This window comes from Myxococcales bacterium (assembly GCA_016716835.1).
GTDB lineage: Bacteria > Myxococcota_A > Polyangia > Haliangiales > Haliangiaceae > JADJUW01.
The window spans coordinates 911767-934296 of sequence record JADJUW010000001.1 but is presented as its reverse complement, the minus strand read 5'-3'; the positions used below and the strand labels follow the sequence as shown (position 1 = coordinate 934296).

The window sequence follows — 22530 nt, the reverse complement described above, 5'->3', positions numbered from 1 at the left end:
ACGCCTTATGATCGGGAACGCGGATGCGCCTTGCGATATTGTTCAACGAGGTGGGCCTGGGACACATGCGTGTAAACTTGGGTCGTCGAGATGTCGGCGTGGCCCAGCATGTGCTGCACGGCGCGCAGGTCGGCACCGCCCTCTAGGAGATGCGTTGCAAAGGAGTGGCGGAGCTTGTGCGGCGAGATGGCGCCACCGGGAAGCGAAATTCCCGCCATGGCGGCGTAACGGGCGACCAATTTCCAAAATGCTTGACGCGACATGGGGCGCCCACGCTGCGTGAGAAACAAGGCCCGCTGCCGTGGATCGCGCTCCCACGCGGGACGCGCGCTCGCCACATACGCCACGACCGCGTCGCGTGCCGATTCCCCCATCGGAATCACCCGCGTCTTCTTGCCCTTGCCGGTGACGCGCACGAAGCCGCCGTTCGTGTTGACGTCGGCGCGCGGCAGGGTCACCAACTCTGAAACTCGCACCCCGGTAGCGTAGAGCACTTCGAGCATGGCGGCATCGCGCAGCCCTCGCGGCGTTGCGCGATTGGGCGCCGCCAACAGCGCCTCGACGGCGCCAATGCCAAGCACGCCCGGCAAGCCACGCCGCTCCTTGGGGGCATCGACCAATTGCGCGGGGTTGCGTTCAACGAGCCGCTCGGCGAGCAAATAGCGAAAGAGGCCGCGGACCGCCACTAGGGCGCGCGCGCGACTTCGCGCCGCGAGGCCTTGCGAAGCCATCGCGCCGAGGAAGTCGGCGATGTCGACCTCTGCAACGAGCGCCGCCCGCGCAAGGCCTCGCACCTCGCAAAACGCGAGAAACCGCAACAGATCGCGGCTATAGCCGTCGAGCGTGTTCTTTGACATGCCGCGCTCGACGCGCACATAATCGAGGAAGGCCTCGATCGCGTCTGCCAGAAGGGCGCTAGGTGCCACGTTTGCAAGTATCGGCTACCGCGCGACCACGAGGCAATAATTTGTCGCCAGGCGCCCAGGACCCCTGCGAATTCACCTATGCTGAGGCATGCGCGCGGATCGCTGGCTCGCCCATGGGGTGGCGCTGTGGACCGGCGCCGCCTTGGTGGCAAGTTGCGCCCATCGAGGGCCCAGGCCCCCGCCAGCGCAAGCGCCCATACATGTCTTGCAGGACGCCTCGCCCGATGAGGTGTTCGCGGCCATCGCCTCGACGACGCGCGCCGCCTTGCCATCGGGTCCAGCGGGCCTTGATCTCGCCATCTTGCCGCTGTCACCGCGCCCCGTGACGGTGTGGTTCAGCGAGCCCGCGGCACGCGTAGAGGTCGTTGCCGCCATTGACGCCGCACAGCCACACCTAGTGGGGCCCGTCCCGCTTGTGAACCTCACCACGCAATCGGCGCAGGTCGCGGCGCGAGTGCTAGGCAAGGTGCCGGCGGCAATCTCGGCGAGCGCTGGCGCGGTCGATGACGCGGTGGTGCTGGTCGATTTGGCGCGTCTGGCCGATGCTAACAGCGCCGCCGAGACTCTCGGGATTGTCGCGTCGCTGCTTGGTCACTCGACCGATCCGGCAAAGATGGTCGTTGCGACGCTACATCGCGACGGCATGCTTGCGGCCGTGGCAGGCGTCTTAGATGTCTCGAAGTTGCCCGCCGCCATCACCGCCATCGCCGTCGCGCCCGGCACCCGCTGGCAGGTAACGGGTCGCCACGTCGCGGTCGTGGAGGCAAGCGACATTTACGACGTCTACGAGTTTATCACCGGCAAGCAACTGCCACGGGCGTCGTGGTCAAGCGAGGCCACCACCGAGTCCGACCGCCGTGCCGAGCGGCTGGCGCGACTCGCGCCACTGTGGCCTCGCGTGCTGACCATCGCGCACGATTACCCCTCGCCTGTGGTGCGGGACATAGCGGCGCGGAGCCAGGCCGCGGCTCGTTCGAGCGAAGTCGCAAACCAAGTCGGTGCCCTCGATCTGGCGAGCATCTGGGCCGGCGAGGCATTGACGCTGGCTCGCGCGGCCGGGGCGCTGGCGGAACGCGCTGGCTCCCCGCAGGCCGCGGCACCGCGCGATGTCATCGACGAGTATCGGCTCACCACGGCCATGGAAGACGTCCCCCCGGCAGAGCGCGCCGAAGATGCGAGCCTGGCCGAGAACATTGCGCGCTTGCGCTGGGCAGCCGCCCCAGCGGGATATCCGTTGATCGACGGCTCGGCGCCTCACCGCGGCCTGGCGGCGCAGCTGGCGAGGCTACATCACCTCGGCCAGCCCGCCTCTCCCGCGATGATCCGATGGCATCAGCTTGCCATGCGCTATCTGAGCGTCGAAGCAACGGGCGATGGGCTTGCTGGCGTCAATGCCGACGAACTCCACCGCGTCGCCGCGCTTCGCCTGTTTTCGCTCACGATGCTCCTCGATGAACTTGTCGAGCAGCGCCTGCGCGAGCTTATGTCCGCGAGCCCGGCGCTTGGTCTACAATAGGCACCGGCTTGAGCGTGACCTTGCCCTCGCCGACAACCACGCGAAAGCGTACGGCCTTGCATTGAAACTGCACCTTGAGCTTGGCCTCGTTAACCCGCAGCTTAGCGATGAAATTTTCGAAGGCGACCTTGTCGGGCTGCCCCATCGCGGCGCGCGCCGACGTGTATTCTTCGAAAATCCGCTTGTAGTAGTCGGGCTCGGGCTCTTGCGCCAACGCCGCCAAATCCGGCGCCATCGTCGGGCTATCTGGCACGTGCGCCTCAAAATCCATGCGCGACGCCGGCATTTGGTGGCCCAAGTCATCTTGGGTTTCCTCGCCTGGCTCGGGGCGGCCAAGCAGCCGCGCCAGCATAACGTTGAGGCCATTTGATAGGCCGTCGAGCTCCTCGCCAACCGGCGCAAACGTGCGATCAATATTGCCGTTGATAATATCGCTGATGCCGAGTTCGACTTGGTCAATTTGCGCCAGCACGCGCTTGCCGGTGAGGTACATCCCGACCAGCGAAATGATGAGTGCGGCGCCGCCGAGCAAAATGACCAGGCGTTGCGCGGTCGAGAGCACGTCGCCTCGCTCCATCGGCGACGTCAAGGCGATTAGCCGGGGCGTTGGCGCTGGATATGCCTGGGGAAAAGACTCAGACGCAAAACGCGGAAACGGTACGCTCACTCCCTCATAGGCCTCACCGCCAAGCACAAACGCGCGTGTCACCACGCCTGCCGCCTGCATGGAGGGCGTGGCTGCTACCACGGCCGAGAGTTCACGTTGGCGCTCGACGTCTTCGCCGTTGCCACGCACAAAGCTCGAGACGAAGACGCTGGTGTTATCGGCGTAGGCCACGTTGGCGCCAATGCCAGCGGCGCGTGTGCGTGCATCTTGCGACGTCAGCGCATGTGCGATAACGATCGCCCCAATCACCGGCGCGCTATTGGGATTGGACGTCACGGCATACTCGTAGTCGACGACCGAGGCCACGCCGACGCGCATGAGGCCTTTGCCAGGATAATTCCAAACCTCCGATACCGACACGCGCTTGGCCAAGGCCCAGGCGACCGCGGGGAAGATGACCTCGCCATCTTTTTTGCCGTCAACCTTCCAGTCGGAGGCAACTGGCAGCGACACGCCATCGAGCGCGATGATCTCACCAGTGGCATCTACCATCGCTACAATGTCAGGACGGTTGCCTTTGTACGTCTTTAAAAATGTGTCAAAGGCGAGCTGTTTGGCGGCGGCGCGCCCGCGCGTGGTCTGTTCGCGGGCGATTTTTAAGACGTCAGGTGCCGCGGCTAGCACTTCCGCATCGCGGAGCAGCTGCAACAGTTCGAGCTTGGCGCCCTGGTCGACCAGGCGAGCCGCGCGGATGACGCGTTCTTTGCTGTCCTTGGTCAGCAGCGCGCTGATCTGCCGAGTCGTGGCCCAATAACAAGCGGCCGTCAGCAGGACAACGAAGGTGGCAACGAGAGCAGCCAAAGCACGGCGAGACATAAGTGGGTTCCTCGACTTCGCGGCGACGGCTCCCTAAACCAGAGTCATCCCGCGCGCCTGCATACTACACGAACAGGCATGGAGGTGGGCCCTACGGCCCCATAGTTGGCGGCGGATCTCAACTAGAAGCGAATCATCGCCCCTAGGAGCGCCCTCGAGAGTCGCTGCGACTCCGAGGATTCGCCGTTTACCGAGATCGTTGTTGGGCTTGAGTCATCGGTTAGCAAGCCCCCTCGCAACTCGGCGCTTAGCTCCAGGCTGGGCCCGACATGAAGGCGCAGCCCTGCGCCAACCTCGACGTAGGACGCATCGGTGCCCAGCTCGGCGCCTAGCCCTCCCAGCACGTAGGGCGACAGCGAGGCATACGGTGCGAGCTCCGCGAGCAGGCTCGCGCCGACGTACTGCTGGCGCTCGTCGGCTTCGATGGACCGGGTTTGGCGCAGCGATCCCTCGATGAGCCAGTGTTCGGCAAATCGTGCCCGCAGCGCGAGCGCGGTTTCCGCGTGTTCCGACGCGGGCGCGCCATCCGCATTTGCCACCGCAGCAACACCAACGAAGCCGCCTAGTGCGTATCGGTTTAAGGGCCGGCGCGGCGCGGCTACTGCGACGGTGCTAGGGCCACCCGGCGCATAAACGGGCGTGGCAGCACTTGGGCTCGACTCGTACGCTGGGGGCACGACGACGTAGGTGGGCCACCACGGCAGTATCGGGCGCGGATAGAAACGCACGCGCGGCGCGTGGACGCGTACTCCGCCGCGAAAGCGGAAGCGAAAATCGGCCGCTGCCGGCGCGGGAACCAATAGGAGCGCGCAGGCGGCGAGCGCAAAGGCGACTAGGACGCGTGAGGTTGTGCGGGATGGCGACATACCCAGTCCACGATAGCAGCTTTCGTGCCAGCCCCAAGCACAACCCGCGGCCCGCCGATTCAGGCGGGCACCCGGCACGCCGTATCCTCAGATTCACAGTTGTACGAGGCAGCAACGCAACACGACAACGCAATCCTGCGCATCTTGACAGTAGCGCGGCATCACACATACACTCCGCCCACCGTGACCGAGTCCAATAAGCGCACCACTCCAAGCCGCGACATAACCGAGCTTAAGGCACGACTTGGGCTTAAAAACGGGCTCGATGACGGCCGCGCGGCCTAGCGTCGCGCCACCACCTGGCATGGAAGGCCCGACGGCTACGTCGACCATTCAGGTACCGCGCGCGTCGGAAGATCCATTTGGCGCAATGGGAGCGATGGCGCAACAGGCGCAGGCTCAGGCGTATGCCGCGCCGCGCGCGCAAGAATTTGTTGTCGTCAACGATGGTCGACCCGTTGAGCAAGTTGCGCAATCCGGCAAGGCCGCGCGCATCGGCAAAATTGCCGCGATGGTGGTGGCGCCGCTCGTGGTTGGCGTGTTGGTGGGCGGGGCCGGCAAACAAAACGCGATCCATAATCGAGGCGTCTCCGATGCGGCCGTCGTGCTTACTGATGTCAGCGCCATTCGGCGAGACCTCGTCGCCATTGAAAGCGCGATGGTCGACGCCAAGGGGGCGATGGATAAGAAGCTAACCGAACAGATGAACAAGTTTCTCGAAACGAAGTTTCAGCCCGAAGTCGTGTTTCAAGCGCAGCCCATCGCTATGGGCGCCAACACATCGGCGCAGGTAAATACTTTCTATGCCGGCGTCACTGAACTGCGCGCCCTCATCAAATCGCACGTGGTGCTCGCCACCCAAGACGACGCCAAGCTGACCGAGGCCGCCCGAAAAGCCGCGGCCGCACGCTATGGCGAGATGCCCTACCGATATGCAGTCGTGGTCACGGCGCCGCCCGATGGTCAGCAAGGAAAATTCGGCGCGCAGCTCGTTGAGCTAGGTGCGCCAACCTGCACTGATGCCGATTGCAATCAGGTCACTGGATTTGAATACTTCTTAACTTCCGGTGGCACTAGAATTAAAGGCTCGCTCGCGTCGCCCGGCGCCATCGAGCCGAACCAGGTCATTCCTCTGCTCGCGACGAATGCTATGAACGGGCTGGTGCAAGGCTCAGAGGCCTCGGCCGCGGAATTTCACTATCGCCGACGCGTGGCGTTGATCGCGGACAAGCTAAAGGAACTCCTCCAAGCCGGCAGTGCGCTTGAGCAAAAGCTCAAGCAAGTGTCTAATACCCGCTCGCGCTTTACGTTCTTTATGTAACGCACCGTTTAATGTGCGCGGCGGCGACTCGTTCTGGCCCCAGCTAAGCGTTACAAGTCTGCGACGGTAAGGTTGTCGCCGAAATTCCAAAGCTTGACCTTGGTTGCGGCGCCCGCAGCCTGCAGCAGCTCGGCGATCTCCGCACAGTGTTTGATCTCCGCGTGGTGAACCTGCCCCGGCCGGACATAGCCTTGGGCATACGGCATGAAGTATCGCGCCTTAGCGGCGAGGCATACCTCCGCGATCCCTTCCGGGCCGAGCGTCATGCTTTTTTTTTCGCGCGCCAGCGTCGGCAATTGCTCAAATGGCACCATGAACAAGTAGTCGGGCAAGCCGGGGTTGGCGGCCTCGCGGAACCTCAGACAGCAGCTCATGACAATATCGATGGGGCCCTTAGCGGCGACCGATTTTGCCACGACATCGACCATGTTACCTTCCGGGTCAACGCCGCTATCAAACAGCAGCAACAGTGAATAGGTTGGCGTGTTAATGCGATAGCAGTTCCCCCAGTTTCGAGCCTCAGGAAATGGCCGCACCACGTTTCGCGTGGGCTGCTCGCCGTAGAAAGGCAGCACGTCAATCGTTACGTCGTTATCTACGATTTGGCCGCCCCAAGCGGGGTTCTTGCAGGTTAGCCCCGCCGCAGAAATTTCGGCCGCAACATCGCTCGCCAAAAGGCTGGAGCGAGGCACGCGTGGCGCGACCACGACGGACGCGTCGGTTTCCCAGCCGATCATGGAACTCAACGAGTAGTGGTCATCGTGCGTATGCGACAACAAGATTGTAGAAGCGAGCTCGCTGCACGACCGTGGCGCCGCACCAACGTCAGACATCCATCCATCTTCGAGCTGAACCGGATCCGTGACAATCCGCGTCGGGCCGTGATTAATCACGATGCTCGCATGCTCTCGACGTTGAATGGAAAATTCTGGCATCGCGGGCCACTGCCCCCCGCCATCGGATTCGCCATAGCAGTCTTTCAAGACGTCAAAGAAATACTTCATCGATTCGGGCGCGTCATCGATCAACTCCATCAGCTCGCCACAGCTCTCGCTCGAAAACACCGCGCGCAAAAGATCGGCCTGAGCGCGCAGGTCGGTGGATTCAAAAACCGCCTTCCGCCCTCCAGGGCTTGTAATTACCAAGCGAAAACCGACCTCCCCTCGTCCCTCGAGAAAAACTAGCGATTCAGTTGCGAGCGGTCCGCCCTGCGTGATCGCGCTCAGATTAAACCAATCTCGAGCCTCCGGGTATTGCTCAATAAAACGTCGCAGCAATGCATCTGTGGCGGCACGATCGAAATCCTGGCCTATGATTGCTTGGCTCAGCGCCCCCAACCCCCGCGAGGTCTTGACGCGCTCGAGATTTGCGAACCCGGAAAACGCCATGCAGTTATTTTACACGGATTCAATACCCCCGAAATCTAGCAGGGACTCATTTAATTGGCTTCCGCGAGCCGGCGACGCGTGCTGAGGCCCTTGGCGAGTCGACCAATTGCCGACTAATTGCCTTTGAGTAATTTGTCGACGGCGTCCTTGCCGGCGTCGAGGCTTGGGCCGTCGTCATCGTCGGCGGCCGTGATCGACTTGATGAGGCGGTTCTCTTCTTTGGGTTTCACGCCCATGGCAACCCGCGCCGCGACGACGTCGGCTTGCCGCGCCGCATCGGCAAACGCGAGGCGAAAGGCGTTGTAAAATTCGAGCTCATCGGCGGCCGCGACGGTGGCGGCGCGCAGCTTCCACGCGGCGGCGCCGCTGCTTTTGGTTGCAGCGCCGAGTCGCGCCTCGATGAGGCCCACGAAAAACTCGAACGACCGCTGCGCCTCTTCTAACTGCCGCGCGTCGATCTGCAACACCATCTTGTAGAGCTTGCCGTTATGGAAGAAGAAAAACCGACGTTGGTTTTTGCCGCCGGCATTTTCCCAATTCTCCAGCAGCGCCTCGTTATTGTTGTGGACAAACTCCTCGTCAATCAGCGAGACGTCCCACCCGGTCTTCGTCCCGGTAAACTCGGTATAGCTTTTGCCCAGGCGGTCGAGCTCGAGCTTCTTGCGCGCCTGGATCTGGTCTTGCCGATAGACGTCTTGCGTCGCCTCAGACTCGGCCTTGTAGCGCGCATCGAGCTGGGCACGCAACACGGCGAGGACTTCGTCCTTGGTCATGCCAAACTTGTAGGGGCCCAAAAAGTCGCTCAGGGCTTTTTCTTGCGCCTCGGCCGAAGGACCTAGCTTGACCGCGGCTTTGGGCTTTGGCTTAGCGACGGCCATGGGCACGCCACCTGCGACCAGCACTGCCAAGGCCATGGTGCCCGCAGCTGCTAAGCGCGCAAAAACAGGGTTAAAACGGTTTGGTCGAGACTGGCGCATAATTACCCACACTGTACCGGAGCTTGATAGCCGGTGCCAAGTGGGACGTCTTGGCCCAGGCTTTATTCAACTAAAAGGGAGAATCGACGAGCCTCGCCGTTCGTTACGGGGGGCGACTTCGGCCCTGGAACGTCCGGCGAGCTCGTGCAATTTGGCTATCGACTGCACCGGGGTCATCTCGTCGGTAAGAATGCCAGCTAATTCGACCAGGACGGCCGACGTCGTCGGCGCGCCATGGTCAACGTCGCGGCGGTCGGCTGGCGACGACGCGGTGGCTGGCCCGAGCTCCAGGCCGAGTTGCGCGTGTGACCCGCGCCCTGCCGACCCTGCCACGGTCGCTTCGAGTCTGGCGAGCACGGCCTTGGCTCGCTTCAAGACGTCGGCCGGCACCCCGGCACGCCCCGCGACGTCGATGCCATAGCTGCGGGCAGCCTCGCCTGACACCACCTTGCGCAAGAACACCAACTCACCTCGCTGCTCGCCCACCGCCATCGACACGTTGCGCACGCCCGCGCCTTGCGCGGCGAGCTGACCGAGTTCGTGGTAGTGGGTGGCAAATAACGTCCGCGCCCGCGCGCGATGCGCCAAGCGCTCGGCGACGGCCCAGGCGATCGCCAGCCCATCATAGGTGCTCGTGCCGCGCCCAATTTCGTCTAAGAGCACCAACGAGCGTTCCGTGACGCCATGCAAGATCGCCGCGGTCTCGCGCATCTCGACCATAAACGTCGACTCGCCGCGGGATAAATCGTCGGCGGCGCCAATGCGCGTAAAGATGCGATCGACCACGCCGATGTGAGCCGACGACGCTGGCACAAACGAGCCGATCTGCGCGAGCAGCACGATCAACGCGACCTGCCGCATGTAGGTCGATTTGCCTGCCATGTTGGGGCCGGTGATGAGCAGAAACCTCGCTGCCTCGTCATCGCTCGATGAGGCCAAGCCGAGCACGCAGTCATTGGCGACGAACTGGCCTGCGGTCGCAGCAGGGCTAACCTCGACCACCGGATGTCGGCCATCGCGAATCTCGAGCCTGGCGTCGTCGGCGAGCTGAGGCCGAACGTAGCGCCCTCGCCGCGCCAATTCCGCAAAGCCGGCAAGCACGTCGACGGAGGCCAGCCAGCGCGCCAGCATCATGAGCGGCTGCTGGACCGCGACGACGGCCGTGGTGAGCTCTGCGAAGAGCGCCTGTTCACGCGCCAGCAATTTGCCCTCAGCGCGCTGCAGCTTGTCTTCAAGCTCGGCCAGCGCCGGCGTAACGTAGCGCTCGCCGCCGGCCACGGTTTGGCGACGAACAAAGTCGCTGGGCACTTTGCCTAACTGGCTCTTGCTGACCTCTATAAAAAATCCAAACACGCGACTGCGGCCAATTTTTAAATTGCCAATGCCCGTCCGCGCGCGCTCGCTGGCTTCTAGCGCGTCTAGGCGCGTCGACCCGCCGGTGCAAAGCGCGCGCAATTCGTCGACTTCGGCGTCGTAGCCCGCGGCGATCGTGCCGCCGTCGCGGAGCTGCCGCGGCGCCTGCTCCTGCAGCGCGCGCGCCAGCGTGTCGCCTAGTGCCGCAAGGGCTGGCGGCATCAGCGCGGACGCGGCAGCGCCGCCGGGCGACAGCAACGCCGGTGGCGACTCCGCGTGCGCGGTCAACAAATCGGTCAACGCCGCGGCCGCATGCAAGGTCCGCCGCAGGCGCACGAGTTCGGGCGCCGAACCTTGCTGCAGGCAGACCCTCGTGACGATGCGCTCGATGTCATAAACCTCCGCGAGCGCCTCACGGGCCGACGCCGTCGTCGCCTGATGCGTGACGAGCCAGGCGACGGCGTCATGGCGCTGCGCGAGTTCGCCGAGGTCGGCGGTTGGTCGTGCCAGCCAATGCCGCAACACGCGGCCACCGCCCGCGGTGACGGTACGATCAATAACCGCGAGCAGCGACCCTTCTTTGCGCCTGGCGAGCATGGTTTCAAACAGCTCGAGCGTGCGCACCGCGGTTTCATCGAGCCCCACATCAGTCTTGCGATCGACCAGTTGCAATTGCGTCACCGGCAAGTCGCCGCAAAGTTGGGTCGAGCGCGCATACGCCAGCACCATGGCCGCGGCTTGCGCGATACCCGGCGAAAGCGGCGACGTGAGCGTCGCCAACGCGCCCAGCTCCTGGTCCGGGCTCTGATGCGTCGGCACGGACGTCCACGCCACCGACCACCGCGTCCGCAGGCGTTGCCAGAGCGCGGCGCGCCCGTGCGCCTTGCTTTCAAGGGGCCCAACCACCTCGCGCGGGGCGATGCGGACCAATTCGCTTATCAGCTCGGCCTCTGAGCTGACCTGCGTCGCAAAAAATGCGCCCGTGCTAACGTCTAGATAAGCAAAGCCAAAGCCGTCCCCGACCGGCGCCACCGCCGCAACGTAACAAGCCACGGCGGGATCCAGCACCGCGTCGTCGGTCGTGATGCCGGGGGTTACGATCCGCACGGCATCGCGGCGCACTAGTCCCTTGGCCTGCGCCGGGTCTTCGACTTGCTCGCAGACCACAACGCTTCGACCCTGGGCGGTAAGTTTGGCAATGTAGCCGCTGGCCGCGTGATGCGGCACACCGCACATCGGCACGGCGTCGTCGCGGCCCTTGTCGCGTGTGGTGAGCGTTAGGTCGAGCAGGCGCGACGCCTCGACGGCATCGTCGTAAAACATTTCGTAAAAATCGCCGAGCCGAAAAAATACGATGGCCTGCGGGTACCGCGATTTGATCTCGCGAAACTGCTGCATCAGCGGGGTTTGAGAAGGATCTCGGCGGCCCACGCCTAGGAGGTTACCCCCCAGCTCTGACAAGGGCGGCCGGGGCCTCCGCGTGTCTCGGGGCCAATTTGGACGCTACGGCTCAACCGTAAGCACGTAGGCAATCTTGCGCATATTGGCCTCGTACTTCAGCTTGGCGGCCACCGCCGCCTCGTAGGTAGGGTGGCGGCCGATGCAGACCCTGATCCACGCCTCGCCATCGACCGTGGCCGGCATCGAAAACGGCTGATAGCCTCGGCCTTTTAGCTGCTTGATCAGCGCATCCGCCTCGGCGGCGTCTTTAAATGACGAGACGCGCAGGGTGTGGAAGCGTTTGCCCGTCGACGCCTCCGGGGTTGCCGCCGTGGTCTGCGGCTTGGCAGCGGCGATAGTCGGTTTTGCCGGAGCGGTTTGCGCTGGGGAGGCTGCGATCGCCGCGGCGGCGACAGCCGTGGGCGCCTGAGCGACCGGCGGCAGCGTCGCGGCTGGAAGGGCGGTTGTGGAAACGGGCTTGGCGGCGGTCGTCGCAGCCGTTGTTGCCGCAGACGCCGCGCGCGCCACCTCGGCGTCGACCGCGGGCGCGACGCGCTGCTGATCGCGCAGGGCCTGACGAAACGAAAGTGACTCACTCGCCTCGCTCACGCGATCAAGCGCCGCCAAGGGGTCACGGCGAGCGTCGGCTTGCTGCGCCACCAGATGTGAACGCGACTCGACGCGCTTGCCAACCATGACGCCGAGCACGAACACCAAACAGGACAGCACCGCGCCGCCCACAAACATATAGAAAATCTGCCGTCCGTCGAGGCTGACCTCGATGCGCTCTTTGTATAGGTCTGTGCTCACGAGTTATGGCACCCTCCTACTGTGGTGCCATAGGAAGCAGCTTGCGGCAAGTAATTCACCGCGGCGCGCCAGCTGCGCGCAGACAAGTTATTGAAGTGAGAGCGCCTGCTGCGGATTGCTCGATTCGACGCGAAATACGCGCCCTCGCAGGCTGGCCTGGGCGGTGACCAGGTCGCCAAAGTCGAGCACCCACATGCTTTGCTCGGGCCCGGTTTTGACGGCGGCTGGCACGACCGGGTCGATTGGCAGTTGATAGGGGGCAAAGCCGCCAATCTGACGAAACTCGAGTCGATACCCTTGATACGCCGCGGGCACCTGCCCTAGTGCCAGGGCGCCATCGGCGCGGCACTGGGCATCGCCCTCGTAAAATGGCGCCACCAGATGAAATTGAAACAACGGCGTGCGCACCCAGATCGCGGGCACGTCGGCCGTGACAAGGTCCTGGGTGTCGAGCACGCAGGTCTCGCCGACATACGTCGGCACATATTGCGTGTGCGAAACCGTGGTTAGGCATGGATTTGGCGCCAGCGCCAGATCGTCGCCGCAAGCCGGTGCCACGAGCGGAATGCGCCCTACCAGGTTGGCTTTGGCAGGGTCCAGGACGAAACTGTTAGAGCCCTCGTCGTAGCGCCATGGATGGAGATACCCGGTGCGCTCGCCCATAATGGTGAACGCATCGCTGGCGAGAACTTGATAGCGCTGCAGGGTAATCGCGCACTGCAAGGGCGGAATGACACCTTCATCGCATCGCCCCGCGACGCAGGTCGTCCCCGCATCGCAATCATCCGTGGTCTCACACGTCATGACGCAGCGATCGATGAGGTCGCTGCCAGCGCGCGTCGGATCGGGCTCACACGCCCACGTGCGGGCATCGGCGTCGTCTGCCAACTCGGAGGGGTGTTCGCTCTGCCGCAGCCCTTGTTCGTAGCTCGCCAAATCCTCACATTGCGCGTCGCTAACGCAGCCATCCAGCGGGGTCGTCCGCAAGACGTGACGGCGAGGCACCAGGCGCAAGCGATCGGGCGCGACGGTCTGCACCGCGTAGTGCCGCTTCGAAATGAAAAAATCGCGGCAGGGTCCCGCGAGGATTCCGATGTCTTCCTCGCGCACGCACACGCCGGTCGACACCACGGCATCGGGGTGAACGTAACAAACTTCGTCGACGCCGCACTGCAAATCGCCGAGGCTGAGGTCGCAGCCGCGCAACACGACATCATCAAACTGCTCGACGCCAATCCCGCAGTAAGGCGCCATGGGCTCGATCAATTGTATGCCGGTGCCGTCGATGAAAACTTGGCCATTGCGGATCGCCGGACCGTCGACGACCGCGTTTGGCGAGTCTTGCGACAAGGCGCCCTCGAAGGTGATGTCCCACGATTCCTCATACGGAATCGCCGCGAGATCTGGATAGGCCGCAAGCCGCACGTCCAGGGGCGCAGCATATGAGAGTTCGGAAACCGGGCGCGTCGTGTCGAGACCCTCGCAAAGCACATTGCGCAGCCGCGGCAGCGCAAAGGCCTTGTTGGCGTCAACGGTGCCGTTGAGCACCTGCGACGGCTCAGCGGCCAAGCGCGCGCCACCCGCCGATTCAGCCGGGATGAGGCCCGCATTAGGGCCAGAGGTTTCACAAATGGGCAGCAGGTCGCCGTTGTCGTCTTCGCCGACGGCGCGCAGATCGCGCGATTTAACTTGGTCGCGAAATTGGTGCGGCAAGGCCAGCGCCCACGTCGCGGCCAAAGGCTCGCTTTTGCCAACGGCATCGGCGTAGTTGTCATCGTCGATGTTGATGAGATAGGAAAGGCCGGTGCTCGACGAGATGAAGGCGAAATGCCCAATCAGCCGATCCGGCCCATCGGACCGCGTGTCGCTGTCGTCTTGCTCCACGGCAACGGTATCAACGCCGACGGGGACGCCACCATCTGGGCTGCGCAGACCGGGGCCCGTCGCGCCAGGGCGCCGCGGATAGCTGCCAATCGAAAGGCATGCCAGCGTCGCCATTGAGGGGGTGTCGGTGAGGGCGCGCGGGTCGACCTGAGTATCGCATTCGCGCGGCGTGCCAAGCACGCTGGCGACGCGAATGGAGGCATCTGTCGCGATGGCGTAGATGAATTGAAATTGGCCACCTGCGGCAGTGGCGTCGTTGAGAAAGCCGGAGGAACCGCCCATGCCAATTTGGCGCGTGAGCGCGACATCGCGCACGCCGATGTCACCCTCCAAGGCGATCTGGCCCACCGCGGACGGTAAGCCCGCGACGTCGAGGTCGACGATCGTAAGTTGCGCGCGATTGCCAAGACCTATCGCGAGGCGCGTGGTGCCAACGCGGGCGTCGACTTGTAACGCCAGCGACGACGGCTCGGCACCTGGCGTAAGCACGGGCGCCTCGTCGCAGTCCGAGGGACAGATCAGCGCCCCGTCGCCAAGCGTGGCGGTGCCGTCGGGGGCAAATTGGATGCTGGCGACGGCCTGCCGAGTTTGGGCGTCGTACACGGCAACCGCGTGACAGCTTGGATACGCGACATAAAACATGCCACGCGGCGCGTCCGGGCATGAGACCCCAATTTCTGATGAAGGGGTCAAGGCGGCCATTGCCGCGGGCCGCGCCATGATCGGATCGCCGTTGCTATTTTGCACGGTCGTGCGAATCACGCGCGCACCTGGCGTGCCGTCGAGCAAGGTATTAATCTCGAGCTCCGAGAGGTCACAGCTGCCCGCATTGGCGGTCAGCGCATAGCAACCGCTCGCGTCGGTCGCAACCGCAACTGGGTTGCTGCCGACGGTCGCCGAGTTCTTGCCGGGCGCGGCGGCATCGGTATCGACAACCGTCGCCTCGCCAGGAATGAAAGCCGTCGCGGGTCGCGCTGGGAACTTGGCTAAGGCGACCGTGCCAGGCCCGGATTGCAAAATAAGCGCGAGATACGAGACCGTGCCCAGCGCGGTGCCGCCGTCGATCGGCTCTTGACCGTCGGGCACGTTGGGCGGATCGGTCTCGAGGGCCGGCACCTTGCGCGCATAAATCGCGCAGGCCTCGTTCGGCATTGCGGAGGTCGTGATCGGATCGTCAGCCTGCGCGCCATCGTCGCCCACGAGGCGGAGGCCACCGTGGCAGGCGAACGCGATATCCGTTGGGCGATCTAAGTTGTAGATCGTTGCCGCAGAGTTGTCGTCGTCGCTGCAGGCTGCGGCGAGGACCATCGCGAGGGCAAGGACCGACCAGAATTTATTCACGAGGCACCCCCATGCGCATCACAACGCGAAACTGTGTCGGTGACCCTGGCACGGTGTCGACAATGGCCAAGGTGTCGTCGAGATAATTGGCGACATAGATGCGGCCTCCATCTGGCGAGATGGCCATGGCTGCGGGCCCACGGCCCACGGACACGGTGGCCACTAGCGAAAGCGACGGGTCGGCGCGATAGACTTGGATGGTGCCCTCGTTAAAACACGACACGACGACATACGTCTCCTCGCCGGCAGCCGCGACGACGATCGCCGTCGCCTGGCGGCACGTATCAACGCCGCTGAGCAAGGCGCGCCTCACCTGGCCCACCTCGTCTACGCTGACGTCATATTGCAGCACGCTCGCCGGCGCGCGGCCGACGAAATACATGCGTTGGTGAGCGTCAAACGCGATGCCTCGCGTGTCGGCGCCGCCGCCCGAGTTGCTGCCAACGCCGTGGACAAAAAAGTAGTCGGCGGCGAGGAGCTTGGCCTGGTCGTAATAGTCCGCCAAGACGACCGCGGTCTGGATGCGGTCTTCGCCGGAGCTGCCGATATAGGCAATGCCAGGCGCCTCCGGCTGCGCATAGTTAGGGCGAATCGCCACCGCGCTGGTGCTCAGGACGCCCGTATTGAGATTGCGCTGAAACAGGCCATCGACCGCATCCGACAGCACCGGGGCCGCACCGCGGGCGTCGACCACGGTCACGGCGCCGCGACCAAAATGAGTTGCGATGGCGTAAAATCCGTTGGGATCAGAGGCAATCTGATACGGCTCGGAGAAGATGGTTTGATGGACATCCGCGACCCCTTCGCCGAGCTTGGTGAGGCGCCGGTCCAGGTCACACAACGAGAAGCTCGGGGCCTCGCGACACGCCAAGCGCTCGCCGTCAAAGTCGGCCCACGTAATCGACGGGTCGCCGCGGACCGTGAATAGCACGCGTTCGTCGCCCGCTTCGTTGAGCAAGGAGGTCACCGCGGAGGCGAAATTGCCGAGGCGCACGCCGTCGCCGGCGCGAACAAAATCGGCTTCGTCGCACACCATCGTTTCGGCAAACTCAGAGTCCACATAGCACGAGGCCGCGGTGTCGCGCGTGGCAAGCCAGGGCGTGATCGCGGCCTCCGTTGCGGCGACATCGACCACCAAGGCCGTGCCGGAATCGTATTGCAAATTTGCGTTGGCGCTGACCACAAAGACAGCCGACCCGTCGCGGCTAAAGGCGAGCGCCGAGGGATAGGTAAACGCATCGTCGGGGGGCGCAACTTGATCGCCGTCCGCGGTGCACGCACCTAGCGCGGTAAACGCGGTCGCGAGCAGGACACCTGGCATAAACGCGCTTGCCACGACGACTACGACTCGGGCGCGCGCGATCGCGTTGCCCACCAAACATTGCCGATAATTCATGATCGTTCTCCGAGGCCCGATGGCGCGCCCGCAGACGGCACGCGAGGATGCAAGATAGCTGCTCGCGCGGCGGCGACCCGGGCGACGGGGACGCGAAACGGCGAGCAAGACACATAATCAAGGCCGATCTCGTGACAAAAGGCCACTGAAGCCGGTTCGCCGCCGTGCTCGCCGCAAAGACCCAGCTTGAGCCCAGGGCGCGCTTGGCGACCACGCGTGACGGCTAGCCTTACCAGCTCACCGACGCCGCGGCGATCTAGGGTGACAAAGGGGCTCGCCTCGAGAATGCCGCGCTCAATGTAGTCGGGCAAAAAGCTGGCGACGTCATCGCGCGAGATGCCAAACGTGGTCTGCGTCAGATCGTTAGTGCCAAATGAGAAGAAGTCGGCGTGCGCCGCGATCTCGCCGGCAACAAGACATGCTCGGGGCAGCTCGATCATCGTGCCTAGCAAATAGGCAAGCGTCGCGCCGCGCGCATGCAAGACACCGTCAATCACCTTGGTCAGGCGGTCTCGCAGCAGGGCGAGTTCATTGGCCTCCATGACCAACGGAATCATGATCTCGGCGTGTACGGTAACGCCTTGCGCCTGCGCATCTGCCATGGCGTGCGCAAACGCGATGACCTGGGTTTCGTAGATTTCCGGAAAGCTCAGGCCAAGCCGGCATCCTCGATGACCTAACATCGGATTGGACTCTTGTAATTGATCCAGCCGTTCGGCAATTGCCGCCACGGAAACGCCGAGCGCTGCCGCCACGGCCTGAACGTCGGCCGCGGCATGCGGCAAGAATTCGTGCAGCGGCGGATCGAGCAGCCGCACGGTCACCGGCAGTCCGTCCATTTCGCGCAATAGCCCGACAAAATCGGCGCGTTGCATCGGCAGGATGGTTGCGAGCGCCTCGCGGCGCGCCTGCTCCGAGGTTGCCAGAATCATCTGCCGCATCGCCAAGATGCGTTCGGGCGCGAAGAACATGTGCTCGGTGCGGCACAGGCCGATGCCCTCCGCGCCATACGCGCGCGCCGTCTTGGCATCCGTGGGCGTATCAGCGTTGGTGCGCACCTTGAGTTGGCGAAACTCATCCGCCCACGCCAAGAATTGTTCAAAGGCGGGCGTACGCTTGGCCGGCATGAGCGGCAGCGCCCCCAAAAATAGTTCGCCGGTCCCGCCGTCGACGGTGACGACATCGCCTTGTTTGATGATGGTGTCGCCCACGCTTGCCTGGAGGCGCGCCGCGTCGACGCGCAGCGCCGAGCACCCTGTGACGCAGCACTTGCCCATGCCGCGCGCCACGACGGCCGCATGCGACGTCATGCCACCGCGGGCGGTGATAATGCCCTGCGCCGCCTGCATGCCGTGAAGGTCCTCAGGCGACGTTTCGGTCCGCACCAAGATCACCGCGTCGCCGCGTTTGGCCGCTTCCTGCGCCGCCTTTGCCGAAAATACCACCGCGCCAACCGCCGCACCCGGCGAGGCCGGCAGTCCCTTGGCCAGTGCTGCCGGCGCGTGCGATCTGTCGACGGCTGGATGCAGCACCTCTTCGATTTTGCCGGGCTCGCAGGTTGCCAGCGCCTCCGACGGTGTTATCAGGCCTTCGCTTACCAAGTCGACCGCGACCTGCACCATCGCGGCACCCGTGCGCTTGCCGGCGCGCGTCTGCAACATATAGAGCTTGCCGTGCTCAATGGTAAATTCGAGGTCCTGCATGTCGCGATAGTGCGTTTCGAGCTGAGCGGCGACGCGCGTTAGCTCCGCGTGGGCCTGCGGCACCGTATCCGCGAGGTTCGCGATGAGCTCGGGCGTACGGATACCGGCGACGACGTCTTCGCCTTGAGCATTAAGCAGAAACTCGCCATATAGACCGCGTGCGCCCGTGGCCGGATTGCGGGTGAACACCACGCCCGTGGCGCAATCCTCGCCGAGATTGCCAAACACCATGCTCTGCACAGTGACCGCCGTGCCCATGCCGGCGTCGATGCCATGCATGCTGCGATAGAGCTCGGCACGGGGGTTGCGCCACGAACGCATGACGGCCACAATAGCGCCGACGAGCTGGACGTTGACGTCTTGCGGAAAGTCGCCACCGGTGGCCTGCTTGACGTGCGCCAAAAAAGCCGCCACCAGCGCCTGCAACGCTGGCAGCGAAAGATCTGCGTCGCGCGTGGCGGCATCGCGCCGCTTAGCGTCGTGCAAGGCTTTTTCGAAAAAGCCCTCGCCGCTCGCATCGGGCGCACCGAGCCCGAGCACGATGCGCGCGTACATGGCGATAAAGCGGCGATAGCAATCCCAGGCGAAACATGGCGAATTGGTCGCCGCGGCCAAGGCCTGCACGGTTTGGTCGTTTAATCCGAGGTTTAAGATGGTATCCATCATCCCCGGCATCGAGACGGGCGCGCCCGAACGCACCGAAAGCAGCAGCGGCAATTCGCCCGCAGCGCGGCCAAATGATCGCCCGGTCAGCGCCGCCAGCCACGAAAGCGAGGTCTCCATTTCGGCGACGACGCCCGACGCAAGTTCGCCACGTTGCCAAAAATCTTTGCAGACGTTCGTCGTGAGCGTAAAGCCGGGTGGCACCGGCAGCCCAAGCCCGGCCATTTCCGCCAGGCCAGCGCCCTTGCCGCCAAGCAGCATGCGATCTGCGATGAGCCGCGGCGCCGCGGGGCCGCCAAATTGCACGATGGTCTGGCTCATGCGCTACGCCCCTGCTCCGCTTTGTGCGGCGAGCCGAAAATCGCATACGCGCGCCAAGGGCGCGATGACCCCCGCGATGAGCAGTAGCCGATTGTTGGCGATCTGTGGGTCGGCATCCATCACCATGACCCCGCCCTTATCAAAGAAGGCCGCAACCGGCACCGACAACGTCGCGACGGCATCAAAGAGCGCTGCGTAGTCGCCGCTGTCGGCGGCACGTTGCAGCTGCGGGCCAGCTCGTGGCGCGCACGGTGCAGCCGCCATTCGGCGTTATCGGGCGCGGCGAACAATTCGGGACTAACGTTGCCTGCGGGCACGATGCCGCGCTTTTCGGCATCGGCGAGGATGTTGGCTATGCGCTTGAATAGCTCACGCGCAGCATGCGGTACGCTGGCGATGCTGCGCGCACGCAACGACGCGTCGTAGACATCGTCCCATGCGACGCCCAAGGTGGCATCTACGTCTTGTGGCAAGACGCCGGCGTCGAGCAAGAGGCCGCGCAGCCGGACTTTGATGAAGGCCAGCAGCGCTTGCCTATGCGCCGCCGTATCACAAGGGATTCGCCGAAGGCCCCGCAGGCCCCATCGACGAGCTCCGACAGCTTTAACCGCCACGCAGGCGAGGCGGCAGCGCGATCGAGCACGATGGCGAGCACACCCAGCGTTGCGCGCCTAAGGCCATATGGGTCGGCCGAGCCGGTGGGCTCAAGCCCCGACGCAAAACAACCAACGAGCGTATCGAGACGGTCCGCGACGCTAACCACGGCGGCTTCAGGCGTTAGCGGCAGCGCGGCGCCGGCGCCCTTTGGCCAATAGTGCTGCTCGATAGCGGCGCCAACCGCCGCGCCCAAATGCGGCGTCGCATACACGTTGCCCATCGCGCCTTGCAGCTCTGGAAATTCCCCAACCACGCCGGACATGAGGTCGGCCTTGCAGTTGCCTGCGGCGGCGCGCACGACGTCGACGTCGGCCCCCACCCTACGCGCAATGGCCTCGGCGAGCGCCGTGACGCGCGCCACTTTGTGGGCATAGGTCTTGGCCGCATCGCCGAGCTTTGCTTGAAACACCACGGCAGCGAGCTTCTGGTTCCAGGTGGCCAAAGGCGTGCGCTTGTCGAGCTTGAAGAAATACTGGGCATCGCTGAGGCGCGACGCGAGCACGGTCTCGTTGCCGCGACGAACGACGTCGTCACTATTGGTCGGCGTACCCGCAATGGTGACAAACGCAGGCGCCAGCGCGCCGGCGGCGTCAGTGACGGCGAAATAACGCTGATGCGTGCGCATCGCGGTAATGATCACCGCGGCTGGCACTTCGAGGTAGTCGGCCGCAAAGGTACCGACCACGGCACGTGGGTACTCGACGAGATTGCAAACTTCCGCAAGCAGGCCCGCATCCGGCACGATCGCCACGCCATGTGCGGCCGCGGCGCGTGCCAACTCGGCTTCAACCGCGGCCTTGCGCTCACTAACGTCGACCAACACCGACGCCTGCCGCAGCGTCGCGACGTACGCATCGGCATCCGCAACTTCGATCGCCTCGGGGGCCAAGAAGCGGTGGCCGCGTGTCGTACCGCCCGCGTGCACGCCGCCCCACGACACTGGTACTAGCTCGGCGCCAAAGCGCGTCAACAACCAATGAACCGGGCGCACAAAGCGCGCCTCGCCATCGCCCCAGCGCATGGATTTTGCCCACGGGATATCCGAGATCAAGGCAGCGAGTAGGCCAGGCAACAGCTCCATGGTTGGACCGCCGAGCGAGGTTTTGCTGCCGATGAGATATTCGCCTTTTTTGCCCTCAACCGCCGCGCGCGTGCACGCCGCGAGATCGAGCCCGTTCTTGCTGGCAAAGGCTTGTGCCGCCTTCGTAGGCGAGCCATCGGCAGCAAAGGCGGCCGAGACCGACGGGCCCACCACGGTCTCGTTTTGATCGCGCGCCATCAGTGCCACGTCGTGCGCCAGCACCGCCAGCCGGCGCGGCGTGCCGAGCACCCTCGCCTCGCCGCAGTCAATACGCGCCGCCGCGAGCCGCACCGGCACTTGCGCGGCTAGCCAGCCAAGCGCCAAGTCGAGTTGCCTCGCCGGAATTTCTTCGCAGCCGACTTCAAGCAGTAGGTTAGGCATGCTGGCCTCCTAGTTCGCGCACGCTGCGCGCCGCGGCCATCGCGGCAGCGCTGGCACCTGCAGGCAAGGCGGCGTCAAAGGCGCCCTGTGCCGCCGCGCCCGCGTGCGCCTTTAGCAGCGGAAAGCCAAGCGTTGCCCGGCGCGCGACATATGCCTCGGCGACGCCTCGCGCCATCGCCCGCACGCGCCCGATAAAGCGCTGGCGCTCGGTCACGCTGATCGCGCCGCGCGCATCGAGCGAGTTAAACGCATGCGAGCTCTTCATGCACATCTCGTACGCTGGGAGCACAAGGCCTCGCGAGAGCAAGTGCTTGCACGCGCCCTCATAACGATCAAACAGCATAAAGTAGAAATCGGCGTCGAGCTCTTCGAACTGAAACTTCGAGTACTCGACCTCCCACGGATGACGCAATTGCCCATAGGTCACGTGCGCGTTCCAGGTGAGGTCGTACATGCTCTTGACGCCCTGCAGATACATGGCGATGCGTTCGACGCCATAGGTAAGCTCGGCGGTGACTGGCAAGAGATCGATGCCGCCGGCCTGTTGGAAATAGGTGAACTGCGTGACTTCCATGCCATCGCACCACACCTCCCAACCAAGCCCCCATGCGCCCAGCGTCGGCGATTCCCAGTCGTCCTCGACAAAGCGAATGTCGTGCACCAAGGGGTCAAGCCCAATGGCGCGTAGCGAGCCCAGGTACAGCTCCTGAACATTATGCGGCGCCGGCTTGAGGCCAACCTGAAATTGGTAATATGCCCCGGCACGATTGGGGTTGTCGCCGTAACGTCCGTCCGTCGGACGACGACAAAACTGCACAAAGGCGGCGTTCCATGGCTCGGGCCCCAGCACGCGCAGAAACGTCGCGGGATTAAATGTTCCCGCCCCGACTTCAACATCAACCGGCTGTTCGATGATGCATCCTTGCGCCGCCCAATATTGCTGGAGCGTTAAAATTAGATCTTGAACGTGCATAGGTGTTGGCCTGGCGGGACCCTACCAAAGTGGCCCTTGCGAAACAAGCA

15 protein-coding genes are annotated in these 22530 nt (G+C 64.0%); 2 read left to right on the top strand and 13 right to left on the bottom strand.

Annotation, left to right across the window (positions count from 1 at the left end; genetic code table 11):
- Positions 1-5: 5 nt before the first annotated feature.
- Positions 6-908 carry a site-specific tyrosine recombinase XerD gene (xerD, locus tag IPL79_04105; GenBank protein MBK9070174.1) on the bottom strand — a complete coding sequence of 301 codons (903 nt, stop codon included), beginning with the start codon at positions 906-908 and terminating at the stop codon, positions 6-8.
- Between the two features lie 106 nt (positions 909-1014).
- Between xerD and IPL79_04100 the strand changes: the two genes are divergently transcribed.
- Positions 1015-2442, top strand: a complete 1428-nt coding sequence (locus tag IPL79_04100; GenBank protein ID MBK9070173.1) for a hypothetical protein — start codon at positions 1015-1017, stop codon at positions 2440-2442.
- Here IPL79_04100 and IPL79_04095 read toward each other — a convergent pair.
- Together IPL79_04095 and IPL79_04090 are read right to left on the bottom strand one after the other, a co-directional pair.
- The gene (locus IPL79_04095; GenBank protein MBK9070172.1) at positions 2408-3925 is read right to left on the bottom strand and encodes a hypothetical protein; all 1518 of its coding nucleotides are present in this window, start codon (positions 3923-3925) and stop codon (positions 2408-2410) included. The two genes, IPL79_04100 and IPL79_04095, sit on opposite strands and share 35 nt — an antisense overlap.
- Positions 3926-4047: 122 nt before the next feature.
- Positions 4048-4464, bottom strand: a complete 417-nt coding sequence (locus tag IPL79_04090) for a hypothetical protein (protein ID MBK9070171.1) — start codon at positions 4462-4464, stop codon at positions 4048-4050.
- Between the two features lie 592 nt (positions 4465-5056).
- Between IPL79_04090 and IPL79_04085 the strand changes: the two genes are divergently transcribed.
- Positions 5057-6112: a hypothetical protein gene (locus IPL79_04085; protein MBK9070170.1), complete on the top strand. Its 1056-nt coding sequence runs from the start codon at positions 5057-5059 to the stop codon at positions 6110-6112.
- A gap of 50 nt (positions 6113-6162) precedes the next feature.
- Here IPL79_04085 and IPL79_04080 read toward each other — a convergent pair whose 3' ends face one another.
- The 10 genes from IPL79_04080 to IPL79_04035 all read right to left on the bottom strand — a co-directional run bounded on the left by IPL79_04080 (position 6163) and on the right by IPL79_04035 (position 22480).
- A complete protein-coding gene (locus IPL79_04080) occupies positions 6163-7500 on the bottom strand; it encodes an MBL fold metallo-hydrolase (GenBank protein ID MBK9070169.1) in 1338 nt (445 codons plus the stop codon).
- A gap of 113 nt (positions 7501-7613) precedes the next feature.
- Positions 7614-8477 (bottom strand): hypothetical protein, encoded by an 864-nt coding sequence (locus IPL79_04075; protein ID MBK9070168.1) that lies wholly within the window; start codon positions 8475-8477, stop codon positions 7614-7616.
- 66 nt (positions 8478-8543) lie between these two features.
- Positions 8544-11261: a DNA mismatch repair protein MutS gene (mutS, locus tag IPL79_04070; GenBank protein ID MBK9070167.1), complete on the bottom strand. Its 2718-nt coding sequence runs from the start codon at positions 11259-11261 to the stop codon at positions 8544-8546.
- A 72-nt stretch (positions 11262-11333) separates the two neighbouring features.
- Positions 11334-12080 carry an SPOR domain-containing protein gene (locus tag IPL79_04065; GenBank protein ID MBK9070166.1) on the bottom strand — a complete coding sequence of 249 codons (747 nt, stop codon included), beginning with the start codon at positions 12078-12080 and terminating at the stop codon, positions 11334-11336.
- Positions 12081-12167: 87 nt separating this feature from the next.
- Positions 12168-15305 (bottom strand): hypothetical protein, encoded by a 3138-nt coding sequence (locus IPL79_04060; GenBank protein MBK9070165.1) that lies wholly within the window; start codon positions 15303-15305, stop codon positions 12168-12170.
- Positions 15298-16701 carry a beta-propeller fold lactonase family protein gene (locus IPL79_04055; protein MBK9070164.1) on the bottom strand — a complete coding sequence of 468 codons (1404 nt, stop codon included), beginning with the start codon at positions 16699-16701 and terminating at the stop codon, positions 15298-15300. Before IPL79_04055 ends, IPL79_04060 begins: the two co-directional genes overlap by 8 nt.
- Complete coding sequence (locus IPL79_04050; protein MBK9070163.1) at positions 16698-19388, bottom strand: pyruvate, phosphate dikinase; 2691 nt, start codon at positions 19386-19388, stop codon at positions 16698-16700. Before IPL79_04050 ends, IPL79_04055 begins: the two co-directional genes overlap by 4 nt.
- Before the next feature lie 3 nt (positions 19389-19391).
- The gene (locus tag IPL79_04045) at positions 19392-19652 is read right to left on the bottom strand and encodes a hypothetical protein (protein MBK9070162.1); all 261 of its coding nucleotides are present in this window, start codon (positions 19650-19652) and stop codon (positions 19392-19394) included.
- Between the two features lie 193 nt (positions 19653-19845).
- Complete coding sequence (locus tag IPL79_04040; protein ID MBK9070161.1) at positions 19846-21507, bottom strand: glycine--tRNA ligase subunit beta; 1662 nt, start codon at positions 21505-21507, stop codon at positions 19846-19848.
- Positions 21500-22480 (bottom strand): glycine--tRNA ligase subunit alpha, encoded by a 981-nt coding sequence (locus tag IPL79_04035; GenBank protein ID MBK9070160.1) that lies wholly within the window; start codon positions 22478-22480, stop codon positions 21500-21502. Before IPL79_04035 ends, IPL79_04040 begins: the two co-directional genes overlap by 8 nt.
- Positions 22481-22530 lie beyond the last annotated feature (50 nt).

What these genes read in the sequence shown, in the direction of transcription:
- IPL79_04100 (MBK9070173.1), top strand. Translation starts at nt 1,015, where the DNA reads ATGCGCGCGGATCGCTGGCTCGCCCATGGGGTGGCGCTGTGGACCGGC.
- IPL79_04095 (MBK9070172.1), bottom strand. Translation starts at nt 3,925, where the DNA reads ATGTCTCGCCGTGCTTTGGCTGCTCTCGTTGCCACCTTCGTTGTCCTG.
- IPL79_04085 (MBK9070170.1), top strand. Translation starts at nt 5,057, where the DNA reads ATGACGGCCGCGCGGCCTAGCGTCGCGCCACCACCTGGCATGGAAGGC.
- IPL79_04080 (MBK9070169.1), bottom strand. Translation starts at nt 7,500, where the DNA reads ATGGCGTTTTCCGGGTTCGCAAATCTCGAGCGCGTCAAGACCTCGCGG.
- IPL79_04075 (MBK9070168.1), bottom strand. Translation starts at nt 8,477, where the DNA reads ATGCGCCAGTCTCGACCAAACCGTTTTAACCCTGTTTTTGCGCGCTTA.
- IPL79_04055 (MBK9070164.1), bottom strand. Translation starts at nt 16,701, where the DNA reads ATGAATTATCGGCAATGTTTGGTGGGCAACGCGATCGCGCGCGCCCGA.
- IPL79_04050 (MBK9070163.1), bottom strand. Translation starts at nt 19,388, where the DNA reads ATGAGCCAGACCATCGTGCAATTTGGCGGCCCCGCGGCGCCGCGGCTC.
- IPL79_04045 (MBK9070162.1), bottom strand. Translation starts at nt 19,652, where the DNA reads ATGGCGGCTGCACCGTGCGCGCCACGAGCTGGCCCGCAGCTGCAACGT.
- IPL79_04040 (MBK9070161.1), bottom strand. Translation starts at nt 21,507, where the DNA reads ATGCCTAACCTACTGCTTGAAGTCGGCTGCGAAGAAATTCCGGCGAGG.
- IPL79_04035 (MBK9070160.1), bottom strand. Translation starts at nt 22,480, where the DNA reads ATGCACGTTCAAGATCTAATTTTAACGCTCCAGCAATATTGGGCGGCG.